At 30.6% G+C, this 22,305-nt stretch carries 31 protein-coding genes; 2 read left to right on the top strand and 29 right to left on the bottom strand.

From position 1 onward, the window contains the following. Positions 1-26: 26 nt before the first annotated feature. A complete protein-coding gene (locus tag VC03_RS00630; protein WP_046328204.1) occupies positions 27-548 on the bottom strand; it encodes an HXXEE domain-containing protein in 522 nt (173 codons plus the stop codon). Between the two features lie 316 nt (positions 549-864). Here VC03_RS00630 and VC03_RS00625 point away from each other — a divergent pair, with 316 nt between their 5' ends. Beyond that, positions 865-1,425 (top strand): hypothetical protein, encoded by a 561-nt coding sequence (locus VC03_RS00625; RefSeq protein ID WP_046328203.1) that lies wholly within the window; start codon positions 865-867, stop codon positions 1,423-1,425. A 43-nt stretch (positions 1,426-1,468) separates the two neighbouring features. Here VC03_RS00625 and secY read toward each other — a convergent pair whose 3' ends face one another. The 27 genes from secY to VC03_RS00490 all read right to left on the bottom strand — a co-directional run bounded on the left by secY (position 1,469) and on the right by VC03_RS00490 (position 18,027). Beyond that, positions 1,469-2,785, bottom strand: coding sequence for a preprotein translocase subunit SecY (secY, locus tag VC03_RS00620; protein ID WP_046328202.1), 1,317 nt, complete (start codon positions 2,783-2,785; stop codon positions 1,469-1,471). Between the two features lie 24 nt (positions 2,786-2,809). Continuing rightward, positions 2,810-3,352, bottom strand: coding sequence for a 50S ribosomal protein L15 (gene rplO / locus VC03_RS00615; protein WP_046328201.1), 543 nt, complete (start codon positions 3,350-3,352; stop codon positions 2,810-2,812). A gap of 6 nt (positions 3,353-3,358) precedes the next feature. Continuing rightward, complete coding sequence (gene rpmD / locus VC03_RS00610; RefSeq protein ID WP_046328200.1) at positions 3,359-3,538, bottom strand: 50S ribosomal protein L30; 180 nt, start codon at positions 3,536-3,538, stop codon at positions 3,359-3,361. A gap of 17 nt (positions 3,539-3,555) precedes the next feature. Beyond that, positions 3,556-4,053 (bottom strand): 30S ribosomal protein S5, encoded by a 498-nt coding sequence (gene rpsE / locus VC03_RS00605; RefSeq protein ID WP_046328199.1) that lies wholly within the window; start codon positions 4,051-4,053, stop codon positions 3,556-3,558. 19 nt (positions 4,054-4,072) lie between these two features. After that, complete coding sequence (gene rplR, locus VC03_RS00600) at positions 4,073-4,435, bottom strand: 50S ribosomal protein L18 (protein ID WP_046328198.1); 363 nt, start codon at positions 4,433-4,435, stop codon at positions 4,073-4,075. A gap of 14 nt (positions 4,436-4,449) precedes the next feature. Then, positions 4,450-4,983, bottom strand: coding sequence for a 50S ribosomal protein L6 (gene rplF / locus VC03_RS00595; protein ID WP_046328197.1), 534 nt, complete (start codon positions 4,981-4,983; stop codon positions 4,450-4,452). Positions 4,984-5,023: 40 nt separating this feature from the next. Beyond that, complete coding sequence (rpsH, locus tag VC03_RS00590) at positions 5,024-5,419, bottom strand: 30S ribosomal protein S8 (protein WP_046328196.1); 396 nt, start codon at positions 5,417-5,419, stop codon at positions 5,024-5,026. A 21-nt stretch (positions 5,420-5,440) separates the two neighbouring features. Next, positions 5,441-5,728 carry a 30S ribosomal protein S14 gene (gene rpsN / locus VC03_RS00585; protein ID WP_046328195.1) on the bottom strand — a complete coding sequence of 96 codons (288 nt, stop codon included), beginning with the start codon at positions 5,726-5,728 and terminating at the stop codon, positions 5,441-5,443. A gap of 12 nt (positions 5,729-5,740) precedes the next feature. Next, the gene (rplE, locus tag VC03_RS00580; RefSeq protein WP_046328194.1) at positions 5,741-6,295 is read right to left on the bottom strand and encodes a 50S ribosomal protein L5; all 555 of its coding nucleotides are present in this window, start codon (positions 6,293-6,295) and stop codon (positions 5,741-5,743) included. A gap of 15 nt (positions 6,296-6,310) precedes the next feature. Further along, on the bottom strand, positions 6,311-6,694 hold the full coding sequence (rplX, locus tag VC03_RS00575; protein WP_046328193.1) for a 50S ribosomal protein L24: 384 nt from the start codon (positions 6,692-6,694) through the stop codon (positions 6,311-6,313). A gap of 16 nt (positions 6,695-6,710) precedes the next feature. Continuing rightward, positions 6,711-7,079 (bottom strand): 50S ribosomal protein L14, encoded by a 369-nt coding sequence (gene rplN / locus VC03_RS00570; protein WP_046328192.1) that lies wholly within the window; start codon positions 7,077-7,079, stop codon positions 6,711-6,713. 21 nt (positions 7,080-7,100) lie between these two features. Further along, positions 7,101-7,355, bottom strand: coding sequence for a 30S ribosomal protein S17 (rpsQ, locus tag VC03_RS00565; protein ID WP_052727638.1), 255 nt, complete (start codon positions 7,353-7,355; stop codon positions 7,101-7,103). A gap of 10 nt (positions 7,356-7,365) precedes the next feature. Next, positions 7,366-7,551: a 50S ribosomal protein L29 gene (rpmC, locus tag VC03_RS00560; protein WP_046328191.1), complete on the bottom strand. Its 186-nt coding sequence runs from the start codon at positions 7,549-7,551 to the stop codon at positions 7,366-7,368. Beyond that, positions 7,551-7,973, bottom strand: coding sequence for a 50S ribosomal protein L16 (rplP, locus tag VC03_RS00555; protein WP_046328190.1), 423 nt, complete (start codon positions 7,971-7,973; stop codon positions 7,551-7,553). Before rplP ends, rpmC begins: the two co-directional genes overlap by 1 nt. Then, positions 7,973-8,629, bottom strand: a complete 657-nt coding sequence (gene rpsC, locus VC03_RS00550; protein ID WP_046328189.1) for a 30S ribosomal protein S3 — start codon at positions 8,627-8,629, stop codon at positions 7,973-7,975. The genes rplP and rpsC overlap by 1 nt, the downstream gene beginning before the upstream one ends. 18 nt (positions 8,630-8,647) lie before the next feature. Beyond that, the gene (rplV, locus tag VC03_RS00545) at positions 8,648-8,980 is read right to left on the bottom strand and encodes a 50S ribosomal protein L22 (RefSeq protein WP_046328188.1); all 333 of its coding nucleotides are present in this window, start codon (positions 8,978-8,980) and stop codon (positions 8,648-8,650) included. A gap of 53 nt (positions 8,981-9,033) precedes the next feature. Further along, entirely contained in the window at positions 9,034-9,309 is a 276-nt protein-coding gene (gene rpsS / locus VC03_RS00540; protein ID WP_046328187.1) for a 30S ribosomal protein S19, read from the bottom strand. Between the two features lie 27 nt (positions 9,310-9,336). Next, positions 9,337-10,164, bottom strand: a complete 828-nt coding sequence (gene rplB / locus VC03_RS00535; protein WP_046328186.1) for a 50S ribosomal protein L2 — start codon at positions 10,162-10,164, stop codon at positions 9,337-9,339. A gap of 141 nt (positions 10,165-10,305) precedes the next feature. Further along, positions 10,306-10,590: a 50S ribosomal protein L23 gene (gene rplW, locus VC03_RS00530; protein WP_046328185.1), complete on the bottom strand. Its 285-nt coding sequence runs from the start codon at positions 10,588-10,590 to the stop codon at positions 10,306-10,308. Position 10,591: 1 nt separating this feature from the next. Next, positions 10,592-11,230 carry a 50S ribosomal protein L4 gene (gene rplD, locus VC03_RS00525; RefSeq protein WP_046328184.1) on the bottom strand — a complete coding sequence of 213 codons (639 nt, stop codon included), beginning with the start codon at positions 11,228-11,230 and terminating at the stop codon, positions 10,592-10,594. A gap of 15 nt (positions 11,231-11,245) precedes the next feature. Continuing rightward, complete coding sequence (rplC, locus tag VC03_RS00520; RefSeq protein ID WP_046328183.1) at positions 11,246-11,872, bottom strand: 50S ribosomal protein L3; 627 nt, start codon at positions 11,870-11,872, stop codon at positions 11,246-11,248. A gap of 66 nt (positions 11,873-11,938) precedes the next feature. Then, positions 11,939-12,244: a 30S ribosomal protein S10 gene (rpsJ, locus tag VC03_RS00515; protein ID WP_046328182.1), complete on the bottom strand. Its 306-nt coding sequence runs from the start codon at positions 12,242-12,244 to the stop codon at positions 11,939-11,941. Positions 12,245-12,317: 73 nt separating this feature from the next. Further along, a complete protein-coding gene (tuf, locus tag VC03_RS00510) occupies positions 12,318-13,502 on the bottom strand; it encodes an elongation factor Tu (protein ID WP_046328181.1) in 1,185 nt (394 codons plus the stop codon). A gap of 17 nt (positions 13,503-13,519) precedes the next feature. Next, positions 13,520-15,598, bottom strand: a complete 2,079-nt coding sequence (gene fusA, locus VC03_RS00505) for an elongation factor G (protein WP_046328180.1) — start codon at positions 15,596-15,598, stop codon at positions 13,520-13,522. Positions 15,599-15,615: 17 nt separating this feature from the next. Beyond that, complete coding sequence (rpsG, locus tag VC03_RS00500) at positions 15,616-16,086, bottom strand: 30S ribosomal protein S7 (protein ID WP_046328179.1); 471 nt, start codon at positions 16,084-16,086, stop codon at positions 15,616-15,618. A gap of 15 nt (positions 16,087-16,101) precedes the next feature. Next, on the bottom strand, positions 16,102-16,473 hold the full coding sequence (gene rpsL / locus VC03_RS00495) for a 30S ribosomal protein S12 (protein WP_046328178.1): 372 nt from the start codon (positions 16,471-16,473) through the stop codon (positions 16,102-16,104). A 261-nt stretch (positions 16,474-16,734) separates the two neighbouring features. Continuing rightward, the gene (locus VC03_RS00490; RefSeq protein ID WP_046328177.1) at positions 16,735-18,027 is read right to left on the bottom strand and encodes an ATP-binding protein; all 1,293 of its coding nucleotides are present in this window, start codon (positions 18,025-18,027) and stop codon (positions 16,735-16,737) included. A gap of 334 nt (positions 18,028-18,361) precedes the next feature. Here VC03_RS00490 and VC03_RS00485 point away from each other — a divergent pair, with 334 nt between their 5' ends. Next, a complete protein-coding gene (locus VC03_RS00485) occupies positions 18,362-20,164 on the top strand; it encodes an autotransporter outer membrane beta-barrel domain-containing protein (RefSeq protein ID WP_046328176.1) in 1,803 nt (600 codons plus the stop codon). Between the two features lie 165 nt (positions 20,165-20,329). Here the strand turns inward: VC03_RS00485 and nadN are convergent, their stop codons facing one another. After that, the gene (gene nadN / locus VC03_RS00480; RefSeq protein WP_084710330.1) at positions 20,330-22,120 is read right to left on the bottom strand and encodes an NAD nucleotidase; all 1,791 of its coding nucleotides are present in this window, start codon (positions 22,118-22,120) and stop codon (positions 20,330-20,332) included. Positions 22,121-22,305 lie beyond the last annotated feature (185 nt).

Below are 22,305 nucleotides of genomic sequence, written 5' to 3'. Positions count from 1 at the left end.
TACCAAAATTTGCTATTTGTGGGTAATTAAACTTCCCACTTCTTGATAAAAGTTTCAAACGATTTCATGCATCTATGCAAAACAGCCACCATTAAGAGCATCAAAATAGCGCCTACTACATAACTGATCCATAATTGAGCTGTGGTAAAAGAAAGGAATTTATTTGAAACCCAAAGGATATAAAAGCAAAATGGAAGGAACGGGACTGCGGTGACCACTCCAGGTACATAGCCTTTAAATTGCAACGCCAACATACAATGCACAATCAGATGAATGGTAAATCCAAAAAATAATCCCAGCCACAAAAAGTACCAATCAAAGATACAAGCAAAAAGGGATAAAGCTGAAATAATAAAAAATTCAATCAATACACCAATGGAAAATGAAGGGGTGCTCCCCAAATCGGCAAATGGAATCTTCTTCATTTTTGTTGTTTGTATTTTTCTTTTATATTTCCGTTTCCATGCTTCCACAAAAATAATCTCCTCAAAGTCATGCAGCATAAAAATAACCGGAAACAGCCAAACAATCGTATTTATTGTATTCATAAAATTGAACCTCCTTTATCTGTCTGGTACTGTAAAGTATACAGCCCCTTTTTTATTTATATAATTTAATTTATATATTGTTTTTATTTTTAGATAGCTATTTTTTTATTTGGTAATTTTTAAGTGTATTTTCATATGTTTTTTCATTCATTACTTTCCATTACCTACTTTTTTAATTATACCATATATTCTATATACAGCAAAATTTTACTAATGTTTTGTGGTATAAAAATGTATTTTTCTTTTTTTTAGTTTTTTAGTTTCAGTATATAAAATTATTCGTTTTGTGTGATATAATACAAAGGAAAGGAGAAATATGAAAAAAAGAATAATAGAAAACGTATTTACACTAATTTTTAGAATTATCATGTCTTTATTATCTTCGTATATTATATATCCAAAAGATAAATTGACTGCAATGCTTTTAATATTTATACTACTTCTACAACCAATATTAGGATTAGTTACTATAAACAACTTGTATAAAACAAGTAAAGATTTTAAAATATACAATTTATCAAGTATGTATAAAAAGCTATCATTAGTACCATATATACTATTTTTAATACTCTACATTTTTAGTATTACATACCTAAGAAATACCGATCATTATGTTTTATGCATAACAGTTTCTCTACTTTGTCTTGTATATGGGTATACAATAAGAGAAAGAGGTATTGCAATATACAATATGAACTATTTAATGTTCAATCATAAATTAGTTGAAATACCAAAATTACAAAAAATCGAAAAATCTAACAAAGAAGTTAAAGTCATTTATTTCAATGGAAAATCACAAATACTAAAGGTTAGAAACATGGATGAAGCTAATACTATTGAGCAAATATTAAGAAGAAAAATAAAGTATAAAGATTAAATAAAAATGGGACAAAGTCCCATTTTTTATTTTATTTTACTCTTTATTTCACTCTTTTTGGTCTATGGCTATTTACAAAGCCTTTATACTTCTTGACTGCTAAGTGTGAATCTATTTGTTGAATTAATTCAACTGCAACACCAACCAAGATTATTAAGCTTGTGCCACCAATCATAACTGGCATATTTACTATATACCCAAACCATATATTAGGTAATATTCCTAATATTGCTAAGAATACTGCTGTACCATAAGTTATAGTTGTTACTACTTCTTCTAGATAATCAGCTGTTTCACTTCCTGCTCTCTTTAATGGTAATGTTCCACCACTTTGCTTCAAACTTTCAGCTATCTTATCTGGATCAAATACTATAGCTGTATAGAAGAACGAGAACAATATGATTAATAGTGCTGTTATTAACAGATGTAGCCATCCTGTTTGACCTAATAATTTTTCCCAATATTTATGCTTAACTGGATCTTTTATTGCTGTAACAATAAGGCCAGGTATTGCCATTAACATTGAAGCAAAGATTATAGGCATAACACCAGCTGTATTAATCTTAACTGGTAAGAATGTTTTCTTACCAACACTGCTTGGACCTTGTCCAAATCCTCTACTTGCTTTACCTACATATTGTATAGGTATTCTTCTTTCTCCTAATTGGATTATTACCATAACGACAATTATGAAGATAAATAGAAGTATTGAAGAGGCTAATAATATTCTTCCATATGTACTTACATTCAATCCCTTTGTCATATTGAAGCTTACTTGTGGTAAGTTTGCTACTATATTCAAGAAAATCAACATTGATGTACCATTACCTATACCTTTTATAGATATTCTTTCAGATAGCCACATAAGAAATGCAGCTCCACCTGTCATTAATGCTACTGTTGAAATTACGAATGTAAATCCTGGTTCTATTACTATTCTTTGTGCTTGTAATATGAATGAAATACCTGCTGATTGAACTATTGCTATTCCAATCGCAAGATATCTTGTCCATTGTGTTATTGTTTCTCTTTGTTTTCCACCTTCTCTTTGCATTTCTTCAATTTTAGGGTATAAAACACCTAATAATTGAAATACAATTGAAGCATTAATGTATGGAGTAATACCTAAAGAGAAAATTGATGCTCTTTGAATAGCACCACCAGAGAATAAGTCTAGAAATTGTGCTAATGGATTACTTGTAATTTTTCCAAAAGCTGCCATATTTATCCCTGGTACTGCGATATGAACACCAATTCTTGCAATCATAAACATTATTAAAGTGTATGTAACTCTTCTTCTTAGCTCTCTAACTTTAATGATAGAGTTTAATCTACTCATTATTGCTTCTGATAATGTCATGACATCACTCCTTAACTACTTGAATTAGTCTTCTTTTTTGTTATTAGAAGCAACCTTTGAGTAAGATTTAATTTCTAATAATTCTACTGATCCTCCAGCTTTTTCAACTAATTCTTTAGCTGACTTAGATATCTTTTCAACAACAAATTTTAATTTTTTATTTATTTCATAGACACCTATAACTTTTAAAATACTTGTGTATTGTCTATCTTTTAATCCTTCTTCAGTATATTTAGTTCTGAAGCTAGGGTTCTTTAAAACACCTTTTTCGATTAATGATTCTAATGAAACTGTTTCACCATCTTCAAATTTATCAACGAAATCTTTAAGATTTAATACTATCATATCTTTCTTGAATGCAGCATTTGTAAATCCTCTTTTAGGTATTCTTCTTACTAAAGGCATTTGTCCACCTTCAAACCCAGCTGAAACAAATGAACCTGATCTTTGTTTTTGACCATTATGTCCTTTACCAGCTGTTTTACCCCAACCAGTTCCGTGACCTCTTCCTATTCTTTTTCTATCTTTTTTTGATCCTTCAGCAGGTTTTAATTCGTTTATATTCATTTGATATTAAACCTCCTCTACTTTAAGTAAATAAGAAACTAATTTAATCTTACCTTTTATATCATCTGTTAAATTGTGTTCAACAGTTTGGTTAACCTTAGTTAAACCAAGTGCCTTCACAGTTTTGATATGATTAGGTTTTCTTCCATTAATTCCTTTAACAAGTGTTACTCTTACTTTAGACATTAATTTTACCCCCTAATCTATCTAATTATTTCGTCTATTGTCTTTCCTCTTAATCTAGCTACTTCTTCTAATGATCTTAATTTTGATAAACCATTTAAAGTTGCTCTTGCTATATTATCTTTGTTTCTAGCTCCTCTAATCTTAGTTAGAACATCAGTTACACCAACTAATTCAAGAAGTTCTCTTGTTGCTGAACCTGCTATAACCCCAGTACCTTGAGTTGCTGGCTTTAATAATACAGAAGTAGAATTAAATTTACCAATTTGATCATGAGGTATAGTTCCACCTTTTAATGATACTTTTATCATGTTTTTCTTTGCAGAAGCTATAGCTTTTTTTATAGCATCAGGTACACCATTAGCTTTTCCTAATCCTATACCAACTTTACCTTGTCCGTCTCCAACTGCTGCTAATACTGAGAATGAAATTCTTCTTCCTCCTTTAACAGTTTTTGAAACTCTGCTTATTCTTAAAAGACTTTCTTTGTATTCATTAGTCTTAACTTCTTTTGCCAAAATAAATCCTCCTTATCCTTTAGAATTCAAGTCCTGCTTCTCTTGCGGCATCTGCAAAAGCCTTAACTCTTCCTGTGTAGACATATCCACTTCTATCAAATACTACACTTTTAATTCCTTTTTCAATTGCTTTTTTAGCAATTCTTTCTCCTATAATTTTTGCAGCTTCAACATTTGAACCTTTTTCTACTTTTCCTTCTTTTTCAACTGTTGACGCAGATACTAAAGTAACTCCTTTAACATCATCTATTATTTGAGCAAAAATGTTATTTAAACTTCTGTACACTGAAAGTCTAGGTCTTTCGGCTGTTCCACTAACTTTATTTCTTATGCTTTTGTGTTTTTTTGCTCTTAAACTTTTTCTATCTATTCTCTTATACATAGTAAAGCTACCTCCTATCCTTTCTTACCTTCTTTTCTCTTGATTATTTCATCAACGTACTTAACACCTTTTCCTTTATATGGTTCAGGCGGTCTCTTTGCTCTAATATTTGCTGCTATTTGACCTACTAATTGTCTGTCAATACCTTCAACAGTTATCTTAGTATTTCCTTCAACAACAAAATGTATTCCTTCAACTGGAGCTATTTCAACTGGATGTGAATATCCTAATGCTAATGTTAATCCTTTACCACTAGCTTGTACTCTGTATCCAACCCCAATTAATTCTAGTTTCTTTGTAAATCCTTCGCTTACTCCTACAACCATATTATGTAAATTTGCTCTAGTTGTTCCGTGTAATGCTCTTACTTTTGGTTCATCATTAGGTCTTTCAAATGTAACTTCATTTTCTAATACATTAATTTTAATTACATCTGAAAATTCTCTTGTTAATGTTCCTTTTGGCCCTTTTACAGTGAATAAGTTACCTTCTCTTTTAACTTCAACACCTTTAGGCAGTATAATAGGCTTGTTTCCTACTCTTGACATATTTCCTCCTTAGCGTTAATTTCCGCAATGTTGGTCTTTATTACCATACGTAACAAAGAACTTCTCCTCCAACACTGTGCTTTCTGCATTCTTTATCAGTTAATACACCTTTTGGTGTTGATACTATAGCTATACCTAACCCACCTAATACTTTTGGTAAGTTATCAACTGAACTATATACTCTTCTTCCTGGTTTAGAAATTCTTCTTAACCCTTTAACAACTTCTTCTCCATCAACGAATTTTAAAGTAACTACTATATCTTTTTTAGTTCCTTCTTCTTTGATTTCGTAATCTACTATATATCCTTCATTTTTTAATATATTTGCGATGCTTTCTTTAATTCTTGAAAAAGGTACTGCAACTGTTGCGTGTTTAGCAGCATTTGCGTTTCTTATTCTTGTAAGCATATCTGCAATAGGATCTGTTAAATTCATTTTATCCTCCTTTATTGAATATTACCAGCTTGATTTTGTAATTCCAGGTATTGAACCTTCTCCAGCAAGCTTTCTAAACATAACTCTTGAAATTCCAAATTCTCTCATATATCCTCTTGGTCTTCCATTTATCTTACATCTATTTCTTAATCTTGTTGGTGAAGCGTTTCTAGGTAATTTTTGTAACTCAAGTACTGCTTCTCTGTCACCTTTTTTAATTCTTTCTTTTAATTCTGCTCTTTTCTTTGCATATTTATCAACAGTTCTAGCTCTTCTTAAGTTCTTTTCAACCATTGCTACTTTAGCCATTTATTGCACCTCCTACTTTACAAATGGCATACCAAATGCTCTTAGTAATGCTCTTCCTTCTTCATCATTTTTTGCTGATGTTACTATTGTAATTCCTAATCCTAAAACTTTATCTACTTTATCGATTTCAATTTCAGGGAAAACGATTTGTTCTTTAATTCCTAAAGTGTAATTTCCTCTTCCATCAAATGCTTTTGAAGAAACACCTTCAAAGTCTCTAACTCTTGGTAGAGCTATGCTGATTAATCTATCTAGGAATTCATACATCTTTTCTTTTCTTAAAGTAACACTAACTCCAATTTTTTGTCCTTGTCTTAATTTGAATCCTGCTTCTGATTTTCTTGCAGCTCTTGGTAAAGGTTGTTGTCCAGTTATTTGTGCTAATTCTTTCAATGCTGAATCAATAAGCTTACTATTGTTAACAGCTTCACCAATTCCCATGTTTACTACTATTTTTTCTAGCTTTGGAACTTGCATCATATTTTTTATTTCTAATTCTTTAACTAATGTATCTACAATTTCTTCATTATACTTCTTTTGTAATCTTGGAATATATTTGTCTGCCATCTGGTGTCCTCCTTCCTATATTTCTTTTCCTGATACTACTGAAATTCTTACTTTCTTTCCGTCTACAACTTTATGTTTTACTCTAGTACCTTTTTTAGCACTATCATCCCATAACATAACTTTTGATGAGAATATTGGCATTTCTCTTTCGACAATTTGACCTTGTGTGTTCATTTGAGTAGGTTTTAAATGTTTCTTTTTAATATTAACACCTTCAACTATAATCTTACCAGTTTTAGGGAAAACTTTTAAAACTTTACCAACTTTACCTTTATCTCCCATTTGTTCGGATTTATCGCTTCTTTTTTCTTTATTTGATCTTCCACTTATTACAACAACAGTATCTCCTGTTTTAACGTGTAATTTATTAGGAACAGATTTTATTTTAGTTTTGATCACGTCCTAATCCTCCTTCTTAAAGTACTTCTGGAGCTAATGAAACTATTTTCATAAAGTTTTTAGCTCTTAGTTCTCTTGCTACTGGTCCAAAAATTCTTGTTCCCTTGATTTCTAATGTTGATGTTAATATTACACCTGCATTGTCATCAAATTTTATATATGAACCATCTTGTCTTCTAATTTCTTTTCTTGTTCTAACGATAACAGCTTTAACTACATCACCTTTTTTTACACTTCCGTTAGGGATAGCTTCTTTAACTGATGCAACTACTATATCACCAATTCTTCCGAATCTTCTCTTAGATCCACCTAGAACTCTAATAACCATAATTTTCTTAGCACCAGTATTATCTGCAACGTTTAGTATTGTTTGTTGTTGAACCACTACAGTTCCTCCTCTCAATTACTACTTAGCTTTTTCAATTATTTCAACTACTCTCCAATGTTTATCCTTACTTAAAGGTTTAGTTTCCATAATTCTTACTTTATCTCCAACTTTGCACTCATTGTTTTCATCATGTGCTTTATATCTTTTTGAAAATTTTACTCTCTTTTTATATAGTTTATGTAGTTTCATTGTTTCTTCTACTACAACAACAGTTTTATCCATTTTATCAGAAACAACTACACCTTCTCTAACTTTTCTTTCGTTTCTTTCCACAACTAACCTCCTATTTCTTTTCAGTTAAGATAGTTTTAATCTTTGCAATATCTCTCTTAACTGTTCTTATTTTAGCTGTATCTTGCAATTGTCCTAATGTTTTTTGCAGCTTTAAATTAAATAATTCAAGCTTTAATTCTTTAACTTTTGAAGATAGTTCTTCACTAGATAATTCTCTTATTTCTTTAGCTGTCATTAGTTTTCACCACCTACTTCTTTTCTAACGAACTTAACTTTTATAGGTAATTTATGTCCTGCTTTTCTTAAAGCTTCTTTTGCTGTTTCTTCTTTAACTCCTCCAACTTCAAATAGGATCTTACCAGTTTTAACTACTGCAACCCATCCTTCAGTGTTACCTTTACCTTTACCCATTCTTGTTCCTTCTGGTCTCTTAGTATAAGGTTTGTCAGGGAATATTCTTATCCAAATTTTACCTTCTCTTTTGAATGTTCTGTTTATTGCAATACGACATGCTTCTATTTGTCTTGATGTTATCCATCCAAATTCTTTTGCAGCTAGTCCAAATTCTCCGAATGCAACTGTATTACCTTTAGTTGCTATTCCTCCAATTTTTCCTCTAAATTGCTTTCTATATTTTGTTCTCTTTGGTATTAACATTATTCGTTTCCTCCTTCCTTTGTTGTTGGAAGTACTTCACCATTAAATATCCATACTTTGATACCTAAAGCTCCGTAAGTTGTATTTGCTGTTGCTGTTGCATAGTCAATATCAGCTCTTAAAGTATGTAAAGGTACTCTTCCTGATAATGTCCATTCACTTCTTGCTATTTCAGCACCATTTAATCTACCAGATACCTTAACTTTTATTCCTTTAACTCCTGATTTTTCAGCTCTTTGCATTGCTTGTTGTACAGCACGTTTGTATGCAACACGCTTTTCAATTGAAGTTGCGATTGATTCTGCAACTAATTGAGCATCCTTATTAGGGTTCTTTATTTCTAATGCTTTTGTATTAACTTTCTTACCAGTTAATTTTTCTAATTTAGCTTTTAAAGCTTCTATTTCTTGTCCTTTTCTTCCGATTAGAATTCCAGCCTTTGCAGTTTCAATAATTACAGTTAATTCTGTTAAAGAATTTCTTTCTATAAATATTCTTGAAATACCTGCATGGTAATAATTTTTCTTTATGTATTCTTTAATCTTTAAATCTTCATGAAAATTATTTAAGTAATCATTTCCTTGTGCAAACCATTTAGAATTCCATGTTTTGATAATTCCAATTCTTAGTCCTCTAGGATCTACTTTTTGTCCCACAGATTTACCTCCTATATCTTATCTTTCTTCAACTTCCACAGTTATATGTGCTAATGGCTTTCTTATAATATCTGCTCTTCCCATTGCTCTAGGGTTCATTCTCTTAAGAACTGGTCCCTTATCAATTGATATTTTAGATATATATAGTTTATCTGGATTCATTCCAAAATTATGTTCTGCATTAGCAATTGCTGATTTTAATGTTTTTTCAATTAGTGGAGCAGCTTTTTTATTAGTAAATTTTAAAATATTTAATGCTAATAATGCATCTTTTCCTCTTACTATATCTGCAACTAATCTTGCCTTTTGTGGGCTTAGTCTTTGGTAACGTAATTTAGCATATGCTGACATATATTACTCCTTTCAAAATTAGTTTTAAGCTAGCTAAATAGCTAGCTCACTATTTATTTCTTCTTAATATCTTTTTTATCTTTTCCATGTCCATAGAAAGTTCTAGTAGGTGCAAATTCTCCTAATTTGTGCCCTATCATTTCATCTGTAACGTATACAGGTATGTGTTTCTTTCCATTATATACTGCAAAAGTATGTCCAATAAATTCAGGGAATATTGTTGATCTTCTAGACCATGTTTTAATAACTTGTTTCTTTTCTCCCATTTTGCTAACCTTTTCTAATAAATAGCTATCTACAAAAGGTCCTTTTTTTAATGAACGAGCCATTTTTCCTCCTTTATTTCATTATCCTACTTATTTTTTTCTTCCTCTTACGATAAACTTGTCACTATTCTTCTTACCTCTAGTCTTTTTACCAAGAGCAGGTTTACCCCAAGGTGTAACTGGTGATTTTCTACCAACTGGAGATTTACCTTCTCCTCCTCCGTGTGGGTGATCCACAGGGTTCATTACTGATCCTCTTACGTGAGGTTTTCTTCCTAAGTGTCTATTTCTACCAGCTTTTCCTAATGAAACTAGTGAGTGTTCTGAATTACCAACTTCTCCTATTGTTGCCATACATTCACCGTGAATTAATCTTAATTCTCCTGAAGGTAATTCAATATGGCAATATATTCCTTCTTTTGCTATTAATCTTGCAGATGTTCCAGCAGATCTTGCTATTTGTCCACCTCTACCTGGTATTAATTCAATGTTATGAATTTGTGTACCTATAGGTAGTTGTTTGATTTTCATTGCATTTCCTGGTTTAATATCTGCTGATTCACCAGCTAAAACCATATCTCCTTTTTTTAATCCATTTGGTGCTAAAATATATCTCTTTTCACCATCAACATAGTGTAATAAAGCTATATTAGCTGTTCTGTTTGGATCGTATTCAATAGTAGCTACTTTAGCAGGAATTCCTAATTTATTTCTCTTCCAATCAATTACTCTGTATAATCTCTTGTGTCCTTTGTGTCTATTTCTTCCTGTTCTATGACCATAATTATCAATTCCGTATGAAGAATTTAATGGTTCTACTAAAGTTTTTTCAGGTCTAACCTTATCAAGTTCGGTATTAACCAATATAGACATATGCCGAGTCCCACTGGTAACCGGTTTTAATTTTCTAATAGGCATATTTTTTCTCCTTCCAATTTGTTTATTAAACCTATAATTTTTAACACACACTGTCTCGTGTGTCTTTTAACAGTGCAAGGCAAAAAAATTTGCCTTACCTTGTTATTATATCATAAATATTTTTATATTACTAGCTTTTTATTACATTTCATAAGCAGAAATTTTTTCACCATCTGCTAATTTAACAATAGCTTTTTTGTAACCAGAAATTGTGTAAACTGTCATTCTTGATCTAGCTTTTATAGGCTTTGTATTTAAAGTATTTACTGATAATACTTTTACTTTAAATAATTTTTCTACTGCTTCTTTTATTTGAAGTTTGTTAGCTTTTTTGTCTACAACAAATACATATTCATTAGTATTCATTAAATCTCTAGCTTTTTCTGTATTTAATATTGGTTTTTTGATAATATCATATATATTCATATTATGCTAACACCTCCTCAAGGCTTAAAAGTGCTTCCTTAGTAATTACTAATTTTTCACTCTTTAATAACCAATATACACTTATTTCATTTGGTAATAAAATTTGTGTATCTTTAATATTTCTTACTGATAAGAATAAGTTATAGTCCTTATCTTCTACTAAGTCGTTTATAACAAACAACTTCTTGTTTGAAACCATATCTAATGCTTTAGAAAATTCAACAAAGCTCTTTGTTTTTGGTACTTCTAAGCTATATTCATCAATAACAACAATATTTCCAGCTTGGAATCTTGTAGCTAATGCTGATTTTAAAGCTAACTTTCTAACTTTTTTATTAATCTTCTTTTCAAATGATCTTGGTTTTGGCCCGTGAACTACACCTCCACCTACCATGTGTGGAGCTCTTGTAGAACCTTGTCTTGCTCTACCAGTTCCTTTTTGTCTGAATGGTTTCTTTCCACCACCTGACACAGCTGCTCTATTTTTTGTACTTGCACTACCTTGTCTGTCTTCTGCAAGTTCAGCTGTTAATACTTCATGCATAACACTAACATTAGGTGTTATACTAAATATTTCATCTTTAATTTCAATAGTTCCATTTTGAGAACCATCTAATTTATATACATTTAAAACTGCCATCATTTACTCCTTTCGTTATTTTTTAATTGCCTTTTTAATTACAAGGTATCCATTCTTTGCTCCTGGAACTGCACCTTTAACTAATAGTACACCATTTTCGCTATCAAAGTTTACAACCTTTAGATTTTGAACTGTTACATTTTCATTTCCTAATCTTCCAGCCATTCTCTTACCTTTAGGTACATTACTATTAGATGCTGCACCCCCTGCATTTGATCCTCCAAGTCTGTGGTTTCTTGAAACCCCGTGTGTAGCTCTGTTACCACCGAAGTTATGTCTCTTCATAACACCTGCAGTACCTTTACCTTTAGATACACCTTGAATATCAACAAATTCAACACCTTCTAATAAAGTTTGTGCTGTCAATTCTTGACCTAATTCATATCCTTCTACTGAAGCAACATGAAATTCCTTAACGAATCTCTTTGGAGTAATTCCTGCTTTTTTGAAAACTCCCATTTCAGGTTTATTTACTAATTTTTCTCTTTTGTCTTCGAATCCTAATGCAATTGCATTATATCCTTCTTTTTCTTCCTTCTTTATTTGAACAACAAAGTTTGATGCTACTTCTATTACAGTTACTGGCACTAATTTTTTGTCTTCAAATACTTGTGTCATACCAATTTTTTTACCTAATATCATTTATTATCCTCCTTAATATATTGGTTGGCTATCCAACTTGTATCAAAGTGTCTTTTAACACATATCTTACTTTATTTCTATTCCAACACCTGATGGTAAACTTAAACTACTTAAAGCTGTCATCAATTGTTGATTTGAATTTTTAACTTCTATAAATCTTCTGTGTATTCTCATTTCAAATTGTTCTCTTGAATCTTTGTTTACGTGTACTGATCTTAATACTGTATATTTTTTTATCTTTGTTGGTAAAGGCATAGGTCCAACTAATTCAGATCCTGCTTTTGCAACAACATCAGCAATTTTCTTTGAAGATTGATCTAACAATTTGTGATCATAAGATTGAAGATGTATTCTTAATTTATTTTCCAAAATTTTTCCTCCCTACTTTGAGTGTAGTAAAGGGGGGAAAACCCCCTCACTACTTGTTTTCATAATTAAATGTATCTTATTTATCTATTTTTGCAACAACTCCAGAAGCTACTGTTCTTCCACCTTCTCTTATCGCAAATCTTAATCCTGGTTCCATTGCGATTGGGTGTATTAACTTAACTTCTACTGATACGTTGTCTCCTGGCATTACCATTTCTACTCCTTCTGGTAATTGTACTTCTCCAGTTATATCAGTTGTTCTAAAGTAGAATTGTGGTTTGTATCCTGTGAAGAATGGTGTATGTCTTCCCCCTTCTTCTTTTGTTAGAACATATATTTCACCTTTGAATTCTGTATGTGGTGTTATTGTTCCTGGTTTTGCTAATACTTGTCCTCTTTCTACTTCTTCTTTCTTAACTCCTCTTAATAATGCTCCGATATTATCCCCTGCTTCTCCTTGGTCTAATAATTTTCTGAACATTTCGATTCCTGTTACTGTTGTCTTTGTAGTTGGTTTTATTCCTACTATTTCTACTTCTTCTCCAACCTTAACTGTTCCTCTTTCTACTCTTCCTGTTACTACTGTTCCTCTTCCTGTTATTGTCATAACGTCTTCTATTGGCATTAGGAATGGTAAGTTTACTGGTCTATCTGGAGTTGGTATGTAATCGTCTACTGCTTTAATTAATTCTAGAATTTGTTCTTCAGCTTTTGCGTCTCCTTCTAGTGCTTTTAATGCAGATCCTTTTACTACTGGTATTTCGTCTCCTGGGAATCCATATTCAGTTAATAATTCTCTTACTTCCATTTCTACTAATTCTAGTAATTCTTCGTCATCAACCATATCTACTTTGTTTAAGAATACTACTATGTAAGGTACTCCAACTTGTCTTGCTAGTAATATGTGTTCTCTTGTTTGTGGCATTGGACCATCTGCTGCTGAAACTACTAAGATAGCTCCATCCATTTGTGCTGCTCCTGTTATCATGTTCTTTACGTAGTCAGCGTGCCCTGGACAGTCTACGTGTGCGTAGTGTCTTGTTTCTGATTCGTATTCTATGTGAGCAGTGTTGATTGTTATTCCTCTTTCTCTTTCTTCAGGTGCTTGGTCGATGTTTTCAAAATCTACCTTTTGTGCTAACCCTTTTGCTGCTAATACCTTTGATATTGCTGCTGTTGTTGTTGTTTTACCATGGTCAACGTGTCCTATTGTCCCAATGTTAACGTGTGGTTTACTTCTTTCATACTTTTGTTTTGCCATTTGCTTTTCCTCCTAAATTATTTACCTTGTCTTTCTTCAACTACCTTATCAGATATGTTCTTTGGAACTTGTACATATTTTTCAAATTCCATTGAATAAGATGCTCTTCCTTGAGTTTTTGATCTTAAGTCAGTAGCATATCCAAACATTTCTGATAATGGTACATGTGCATCTATTATTTTTGCGTTATTTCTATCATTCATACCTGATACTTGTCCTCTTCTTGAGTTTAAGTCACCTATAACGTCTCCCATGTATTCTTCAGGAGTTGTAACTTCAACTTTGAATATTGGTTCAAGTAAGATAGGTTGTGCTTGTTTTAAAGCACTCTTAATAGCTAATGATCCTGCAATCTTGAATGCCATTTCTGATGAATCGACTTCGTGGTATGATCCATCATATAGAGTAACTTTAACGTCTTGTACTGGATATCCTGCTACAACCCCAGCTTGTAATGCTTCTTGTATACCTTTATCAACTGCTGGTATGTATTCTCTAGGTATTACCCCTCCAGTAATTTCGTTAATAAATTCATAACCTTTATCTTTGTTAGGTTCAACTTTAATCTTAACGTGTCCATATTGTCCTCTACCACCTGATTGTTTGATGTATTTTTCTTCAACATCTGAATTAGATAGTATAGTTTCTCTATATGCAACTTGTGGTTTACCTACATTAGCTTCAACCTTGAATTCTCTCTTCATTCTGTCTACTATAATTTCTAGGTGTAATTCTCCCATTCCTGATATTACTGTTTGCCCAGTTTCTTGGTTTGCAGTAACAACGAATGTAGGGTCTTCTTCAGCTAATTTAGATAATGCTGTTCCCATCTTTTCTTGGTCAGCTTTAGTCTTTGGTTCAACTGCAACTGATATAACTGGATCTGGGAATTCCATGTTTTCTAATATAATTGGTGCTGATTCATCACATAGAGTATCTCCAGTAGTTGTATCTTTTAATCCAACTGCTGCTGCTATATCTCCTGTGTAAACTTCTTCTAATTCTTCTCTCTTATTAGCATGCATTAGAAGTAATCTTCCCATTCTTTCTTTTTTACCTTTTGTTGAGTTTAAAACATATGAACCTTTTTGTAACATACCTGAATAAACTCTAAAGAATGATAATCTTCCTACGAATGGATCTGTTACTATCTTAAATGCTAATGCTGAGAATTTTTCAGAATCAGATGGATGTCTAACTTCTTCTGCATCAGTCTTAGGATTTATTCCTTCAATTGATGGTATATCTAATGGAGAAGGCATATATGCAACTATTGCATCAAGTAATGGTTGAATTCCTTTATTCTTGAACGCTGTTCCGCAAGTTACAGGAACTACTATTCCATCTATTGTTGCCTTTCTTAAGGCTACCTTTATTTCTTCTTCACTAATAGGTTCATCTGCAAAGAATTTTTCCATTAATGCATCATCAGTTTCAACAACAGCTTCTATTAAGTTGTGTCTTGCTTCTTCAACTGCATCTTTTAATTCAGGTCTTACGTCTCTAATTTCGTAATCTGCACCCATTGTTTCATCATGGAAAATGTATTCTTTTTCAGTGATTAAGTCTATTATACCTTCAAAGTGTTCTTCTGCACCTATAGGTAATTGGATAGGTATACCATTTCCACCTAATTTTTTCTTAATATCATCTACACACATTTCAAAGTTTGCACCAGTTCTATCCATTTTGTTAAAGAATGCAATTCTTGGAACGTGATATTTATCAGCTTGTCTCCAAACTGTTTCTGATTGTGGTTGTACTCCATCAACTGCTGAAAAGACTGCAACTGCACCATCTAATACTCTTAATGATCTTTCAACTTCAACTGTGAAGTCAACGTGACCTGGTGTATCAATGATATTTATTCTATGTTTTTTCCAGAAACAAGTAATCGCTGCTGAAGTTATTGTAATTCCTCTTTCTTGTTCTTGTTCCATATAGTCCATAGTAGCAGCTCCATCATGAACTTCTCCTATTTTGTGATTAACTCCAGTATAGAATAAAATTCTTTCAGTAGTAGTAGTCTTACCAGCATCAATATGAGCCATTATCCCTATATTTCTAGTATCTTTAAGCTCTACTTTTCTTGCCATTTATCCTCCTATTACTATTACCATTTATAATGAGCGAATGCTCTATTTGCTTCTGCCATCTTGTATGTATCGTCTTTCTTCTTAACAGCTCCACCTTCATTATTTGAAGCAGCTATTAATTCTTTCTTTAATTTTTCGATCATACCATATTCTTTTCTTTCTCTTGTATATTTAACTAACCATCTTATTGCAAGAGTTTGTTGTCTTTCTTTTCTTACTTCAACTGGAACTTGGTATGTTGCCCCACCAATTCTTCTTGATCTAACTTCTAATTGTGGTCTAACATTTTCCATAGCTCTTCTGAATACTTCTATTCCTGATTCGTTTGTTTCTTGTTCTATTGCTTCTAAAGCGTTATAAAATATTGATTCTGCTAAAGATTTTTTACCATCTACCATAAGACCGTTAATAAACTTGGTAACAACTTTATCGCTGTACTTTGAGTCAGGTAGAACATCTCTTTTTATTGCTTGTCTTCTTCTTGACATCTTTATCCTCCTTTATTATTTAGGTCTCTTAGTTCCGTATCTAGATCTTGCTTGTTTTCTATTTACTACACCAGCAGTATCTAAAGCTCCTCTAACTATTTTGTATCTAACCCCTGGTAAGTCTTTTGTTCTTCCTCCTCTTATTAACACTATTGAGTGTTCTTGAAGGTTGTGTCCTATACCTGGTATATATGCTGTAACTTCTATTCCATTAACAAGTTTTACTCTGGCTACCTTTCTTAAAGCTGAGTTAGGTTTCTTAGGTGTTGTAGTATAAACTCTTACACAAACCCCTCTTTTTTGTGGATTTGCCTTTAATGCAGGTGATTTTTTCTTCTTTTCAGAAGTGCTTCTACCAAATCTAACTAATTGATTAATTGTAGGCATGTTTCCTCCTCTCATTTCCTCTTTCTTCTTTTTTTATTGTTGGGTCTTAGTTAAGTTCATTCACAATTAATTAATCTATATTTTAAAACTTTTGACGTTCTAACAAAAGTAGTAAAAATCAAGCCTCCTTAAAGGTTAGCTAACTCACTAAACAATAATTTTTTACACTATAAAACAGAACAGCGTCTGCTCTGTACTTGCTAATAATATACTATTTTTAGCTAAATGTCAATAATTTTGGGGTGTATTTTAAAATATTTTTTATTCTCCCAATAACCATTCTATCAAATTATACACTTTAATTCCATCATAGTCTTTTTCAAGTCCACAATTAAGTGTAAGTATTATTTTCTCATAATTATCATCTATCTTTTTTAATGGCTTAATTTCTCTTTCTCTTGTGCTTTCTTCTAGCATGCTTTCTGTAACTTGTACATATACCTTACTATTCACTTTGGTTGCTATAAAGTCTATTTCTAAATCTCCTACTTTACCTATAGCAACATCATAACCTCTTCTTAAAAGCTCAAAATATACTATATTCTCAATAATATGCCCACTATCTCTATTTCTAAATCCTAAAAGATAATTTCTAAGTCCTAAATCTACTATATAATACTTTCCTAAAGTTTTTAAATACTGTTTTCCTTTAATATCAAATCTTTTAATTTCATAGAACATATATGCTTCTAGTAAACTTTGTATATACGTCTGTATTGTATTTACGCTCGTTGTTTTTCTATCTACAAGTTTTTCATTTGCTAAAACTTTTGCTACATTAGATGTAGATAAATTATTCCCTATATTATCTGCTAAATACATTACAATCTTTTTCAAAAGTAGCATATCTGTAACCTTATTACGCCCTTTAATAGCTTCTCTTTCAAGTATATCCTTAACAACAACAGTAGAATAAATGCCATCAAACAACAATAATACCTTTTCTTGTTCCAAACCTAATTCTGCTATCTGTGGCATAGCCCCAAAATGTAAATAATATTCAAAAGCCTCTTTTATTTCTACTTTTAACCCTTTGTAATCAAATATCTCAAATTTATCATTCCCTAAAGCGTTAATTTCTTTTTCTACTTTATAATTATTAAAGTACAAAAATTCTTTAAACGATAAAGGAAGCATTTTAATTTCAACATATCTTCCAGAAAGATATGTTGCGTATTCAGAAGAAAGTAAATATGCATTAGATCCTGTAATATATATATCTGAATTAAAATCAACTCTAAAAGCATTCACTACTTCTTCCCAGTTTTGAACTTTTTGTATTTCATCTAAAAAGATATATATTTTTTCATCGCTATTATTAACCTTTTTATTCACATATTCATACATATCATCGCAATTCATTTTAGAAAATCTATAACTTTCAAAATTCATTTCTATAATTCTATCACTTTTTATACCCTGTTTTTTTAAGTACATAACCATAAGTTTTAACAAGCTAGATTTACCTGTTCTTCTTAAACCTGTTATTACCTTTATTAGACTTGTATCTTTAAATTCTATAAGTTTATTTAAATAAGTATCTCTTTTCTTCATGTTTTTTTACCCTTCTTTTTTCTAATAATAGCAAAAAAAAAGTTTTTTTTCAAGTTTTTTCAAAAAACTGAAAAAACTTTTAGGATATGCTTTTGAAAGTAATCTTAGCTTACAAAATTAATAAAACTCCATTTAACCTGTTATTACCTTTATTAGACTTGTATCTTTAAGTTCTATCAATTTATTTCTAATAATAGCAAAAAAAGTTTTTTATAAAAGTTTTTTCAAAAAATCGAAAAAAAATCTACAAGTGTGGAATAACTTCTAATTTTTTTTCATTTTCTTCTTGCAATAAACTATTAAAGTAGTAAAATACGGGTAAGAGGTGATTTGTGTGAAAAAATTAATTATTTTTTATTCGATTTTGTTAGGTTTTTTTGCTTTTGCATATGAATTTCGTGATGAGTATTCACTTAAAGAAAACCAACAAAATGATTTCATCTTAGATCCTAATATATATGACGATAATGGTAACCATTTCTCATTTTATAATGTTGTAAATCTTGCTCCAAACTCTAAAATGAACTTCATTGTGAAGACTAATTATTACGATCCAAATTGTAGTATTACATATCCGTCTCTTGTAGAGATCAGTAGTTTAAATTCAAATAATGGTAAAATAGAAATCAAACACATAACAGATAATGGTGGAATTTTATTAGGAATAGATGAATATGAAGAAGGCGTTAATAATATTAGTGGTGATGGGATTACATTTAAAATAAATGTATCTAGTAAATCAAGTGAAATAACAAGTCTTGGATTATGTCCAGGAATTCACGGACTTACTTCTAGCTCCACACTTATGGATTTTATTAGTAAAAAAGGAACAGACTTTATTACTATTATGGCCTTAAAAAACACTAACACTAAACTTTACTTAGAATTAAGTGATGAAAGTATTAAAGATCTAAAACAATTTTATTTAGTAGATAAACATACAGACTTAATACCATTTTCTTTTTCTACTTTAAAAAACAACATACAATATCTTTCAAAAGATGAAATTAATCCAATGTATATTAAATCATATGCACCAATAATAAAAAAATTTAATGTATTTGATTTGTCACCAAAAGAAAAAGACGATGTTATATACAAAACCGTTAAATTAATTAAAAAAAATGTCGACCCTGACGGAAATGGTGGCAGTAGTGAATATAATTATTTATATGACCTAGTAATTGATAACGATATTAAAAATGCAGTAGATAACAATAATCTAAGTTCTATTTCAGAAGATAAAAAGAACAATTTTATGATGAAACTTATAGGTGTAGGAATTAGTTATGGAAATAATATAATAACCTATGAACCTTTCTTTATCTCGCACTTTATATCTGGCTTAAAAGTTCTATACAACCCAATAATAAATGATATATGTAATGATTCAAATTCATTGTATAAATTACATAGAGATGGTTTAGATGAATACAATATACCTTCAAGAAAAGGTATGTGGTTAAAATCTACTTTGGGACTAGATAATGGCTTATACAACACCATGCAAGTTGGATACAATTATAAAATCAACAATACTTTAGTAGGTTTATCACTTGCACATAGAATGAACTTTAGTAATGATAAAGCTAAATCAACAAGTATCCTAGGATATTTAAATAATACAAGTAAAATAGGTACATTTGAATTAATCCCTAAAGTTTCTTTTGTAAGTGGAAATACTAAATTTTTGAAGTATAATACTTTAGATTTAGGTATAAAAGGTAAATATAGCAAAGAATTTAAATTAAATAACAGCTTTTCACTAGTACCTGAAGGTTCACTAACATATAGCACATCTAAAGGACAAGAATTTAAAATTCCTAATACATACATTAGTGTTAAATCTGATAAAATAGATTCATTAATAGGTGAATTAGGACTAAAATTAATGTATAAAGGGCAATATATAAAAGCTAGTGCACTTAGAGAATTTTTAGGCGATGCAAAATACAAGTTTACTGATCCACGTGATGAAGCTACTGTAAAATTAAGCAACAAAGATACTTGGTTCAATCTAGGAATAGGTGGTGAATATAGTATAAGGGATAAAGCATATTTACAATACAGCTTAGAAAAAGAATTCGGAAATAAACTATCAAATAAATTTAAATTTAATTTAGGTGTAGTATTCTAACAATTTTTAAATTCCACTTTCAAAAGATGAAAAATTTTAAAGTTTTGAAAGTGGATTTTTTTTAATAAACTCAATTTTTAATACACTTCTTATTATATACCGCTTTCAAAAGTTAAAAAAAATTAAAGTTTTGAAAGTGAGAAGAGAGTGTGTAACCACACTCTCTTATTTTGTCTTAACTTCATTATTTTCATCAAAATGGAATATTACATTAGAATCTGTATATGTTTTAAAGTTCTTGTGCATTTGTAAGAATTTAATAAAGCTTTGTGCATCAGGTATGAAGGTATCTTTTCCTTGTATCTTACCAAATGTCTTGTAACCATCTTTACCTTTTGCGATATATCCGTTTGTTACAACTACATAATCCTTATCATCTTGCAAGTCTTCAAACTTACCAGTTTTAGCATTTTCAACTTCAATTTTAACTATTCTCTTACCATTTTTGTCCTTGTATTGATTTGCTTCATAACGCAATCCAGCACCATAAGGGAATGAACCTGTTGATCCACCACCTAAACCATAGTCTAGAGCTTCTTCTATCACATTTTTAACTTGTGATCCCTTCATATTTAATAGGTATAATGTGTTACCAAATGGTAATAAGTTATACGCATCATTGTATGTCCATTTACCTGTATTAATATTTTGTCTTACACCACCTGAATTTTGTATAGCAAAGTCTACCTTAGAATTTTCACCAAAGCTTCTCATTTGTGTTAACATAGTTTCTGCAACAAATCTAGTTGCAATAGATCCTTTAGGATTATTCTTATGAGGAATTCTATGTTCAGAACCTCCTGGCATTACGTCTCCTGTTAGCTCACCTATAACTTGGTCACCAAGTTGTTTTTTTAGCTTGTAATATTTATCAAATATTTTCTTAGCTTTCTTATCTGGTTTTGCTAACTTAAATGTCTTTGTATTCTTTAATGTTTCTAATATTTCTTCTCTTTCCTTACCTTTAGGAATGTATTTTTTACCATTTTCATCTTTTCTCTCAAAACTAGAATCTTCATGGTACACAATTACAGGATTACCTTTAATACTCTTTACTATACCAGATTTACTGAACTTTATATCCAATCTACCTAATAGCTTAGTATACTCCCATCCTTCTACTATATACACAGGTTCATTGCTTAAACTCATTACCTTTGTTGGATATTCTGATATTACAGGTAATTTAAACTTTCTCATTTCATCATTTCCGAAAAGGAAGTGTGAGTCACCTGATATTATTACATCTAATCCCTTTGTGTTTTTAGCAACACGTGTATTACCTTTTACACCAGCATGTGATAGAAGTATTATCTTATTAACCCCTTTTTTCTTCAAAATATTTATATACTTTTGAACTGCTTGCACTTCATCTATTATCTTAATATCCTTACCTGGACTTGAAGATTCTCTAGTCTTTTCTGCAAACTCTAGCCCTATTATCCCAACTTTTTCACCACGAATCTTTTTAATAGCATAAGGTTTCCAGTAACCGTATAGGATACTTTTTTTGTTGGGTATAACATTAGAAGATAGGACTGGTACTTTTAGGTTATCTAAAAATATTTTTAAACCTTTATCTCCTGAATCAAACTCATGATTACCTAATGTTAGATAATCAAACTTAGCTGCATTTATCATTTTTGCATCAGAAACACCTTTAAATAGTGTGTAATACAAAGTACCATTCAATGCATCACCAGCGTGTAAAACTAGTGGTTGTCTATTTTTAGGCAATGATTTTCTGTATTCATTCAATTCGTGTATAACTTCAGGAAATCCCCCTATTTTTACTGATGTAGGTTTACCGTTTATTGTAAACTTAACTGTTTCTGGTTCAAAATGTGAATGTGTGTCATTCATATGAACGATACTTAAATTTAAAGGATAATTTTTAGCATACGACTGAAATGTTGTTGCTAAAATTGTAATTAGAATTAAAGAATTTTTTTTCATAAAACCTCCGAACGTATAGAATTAGGAATAATATACCATAGATATATATTTTTGTAATCAATACTTAATTTTAAATATTTTCTTTCATTATGTTTTTATCTGCTAAAAAAAAGACCTAATTTAAAAGTAAAATAACTTTATTCAATTTATTTTCCAAAAAATATTTTTTTATTCTCTTTTTTATT

It is taken from the genome of Sneathia vaginalis (genome assembly GCF_000973085.1).
GTDB classification, from domain to species: Bacteria; Fusobacteriota; Fusobacteriia; order Fusobacteriales; family Leptotrichiaceae; genus Sneathia; species Sneathia vaginalis.
This window is presented reverse-complemented; position numbering and strand designations above follow the sequence as displayed.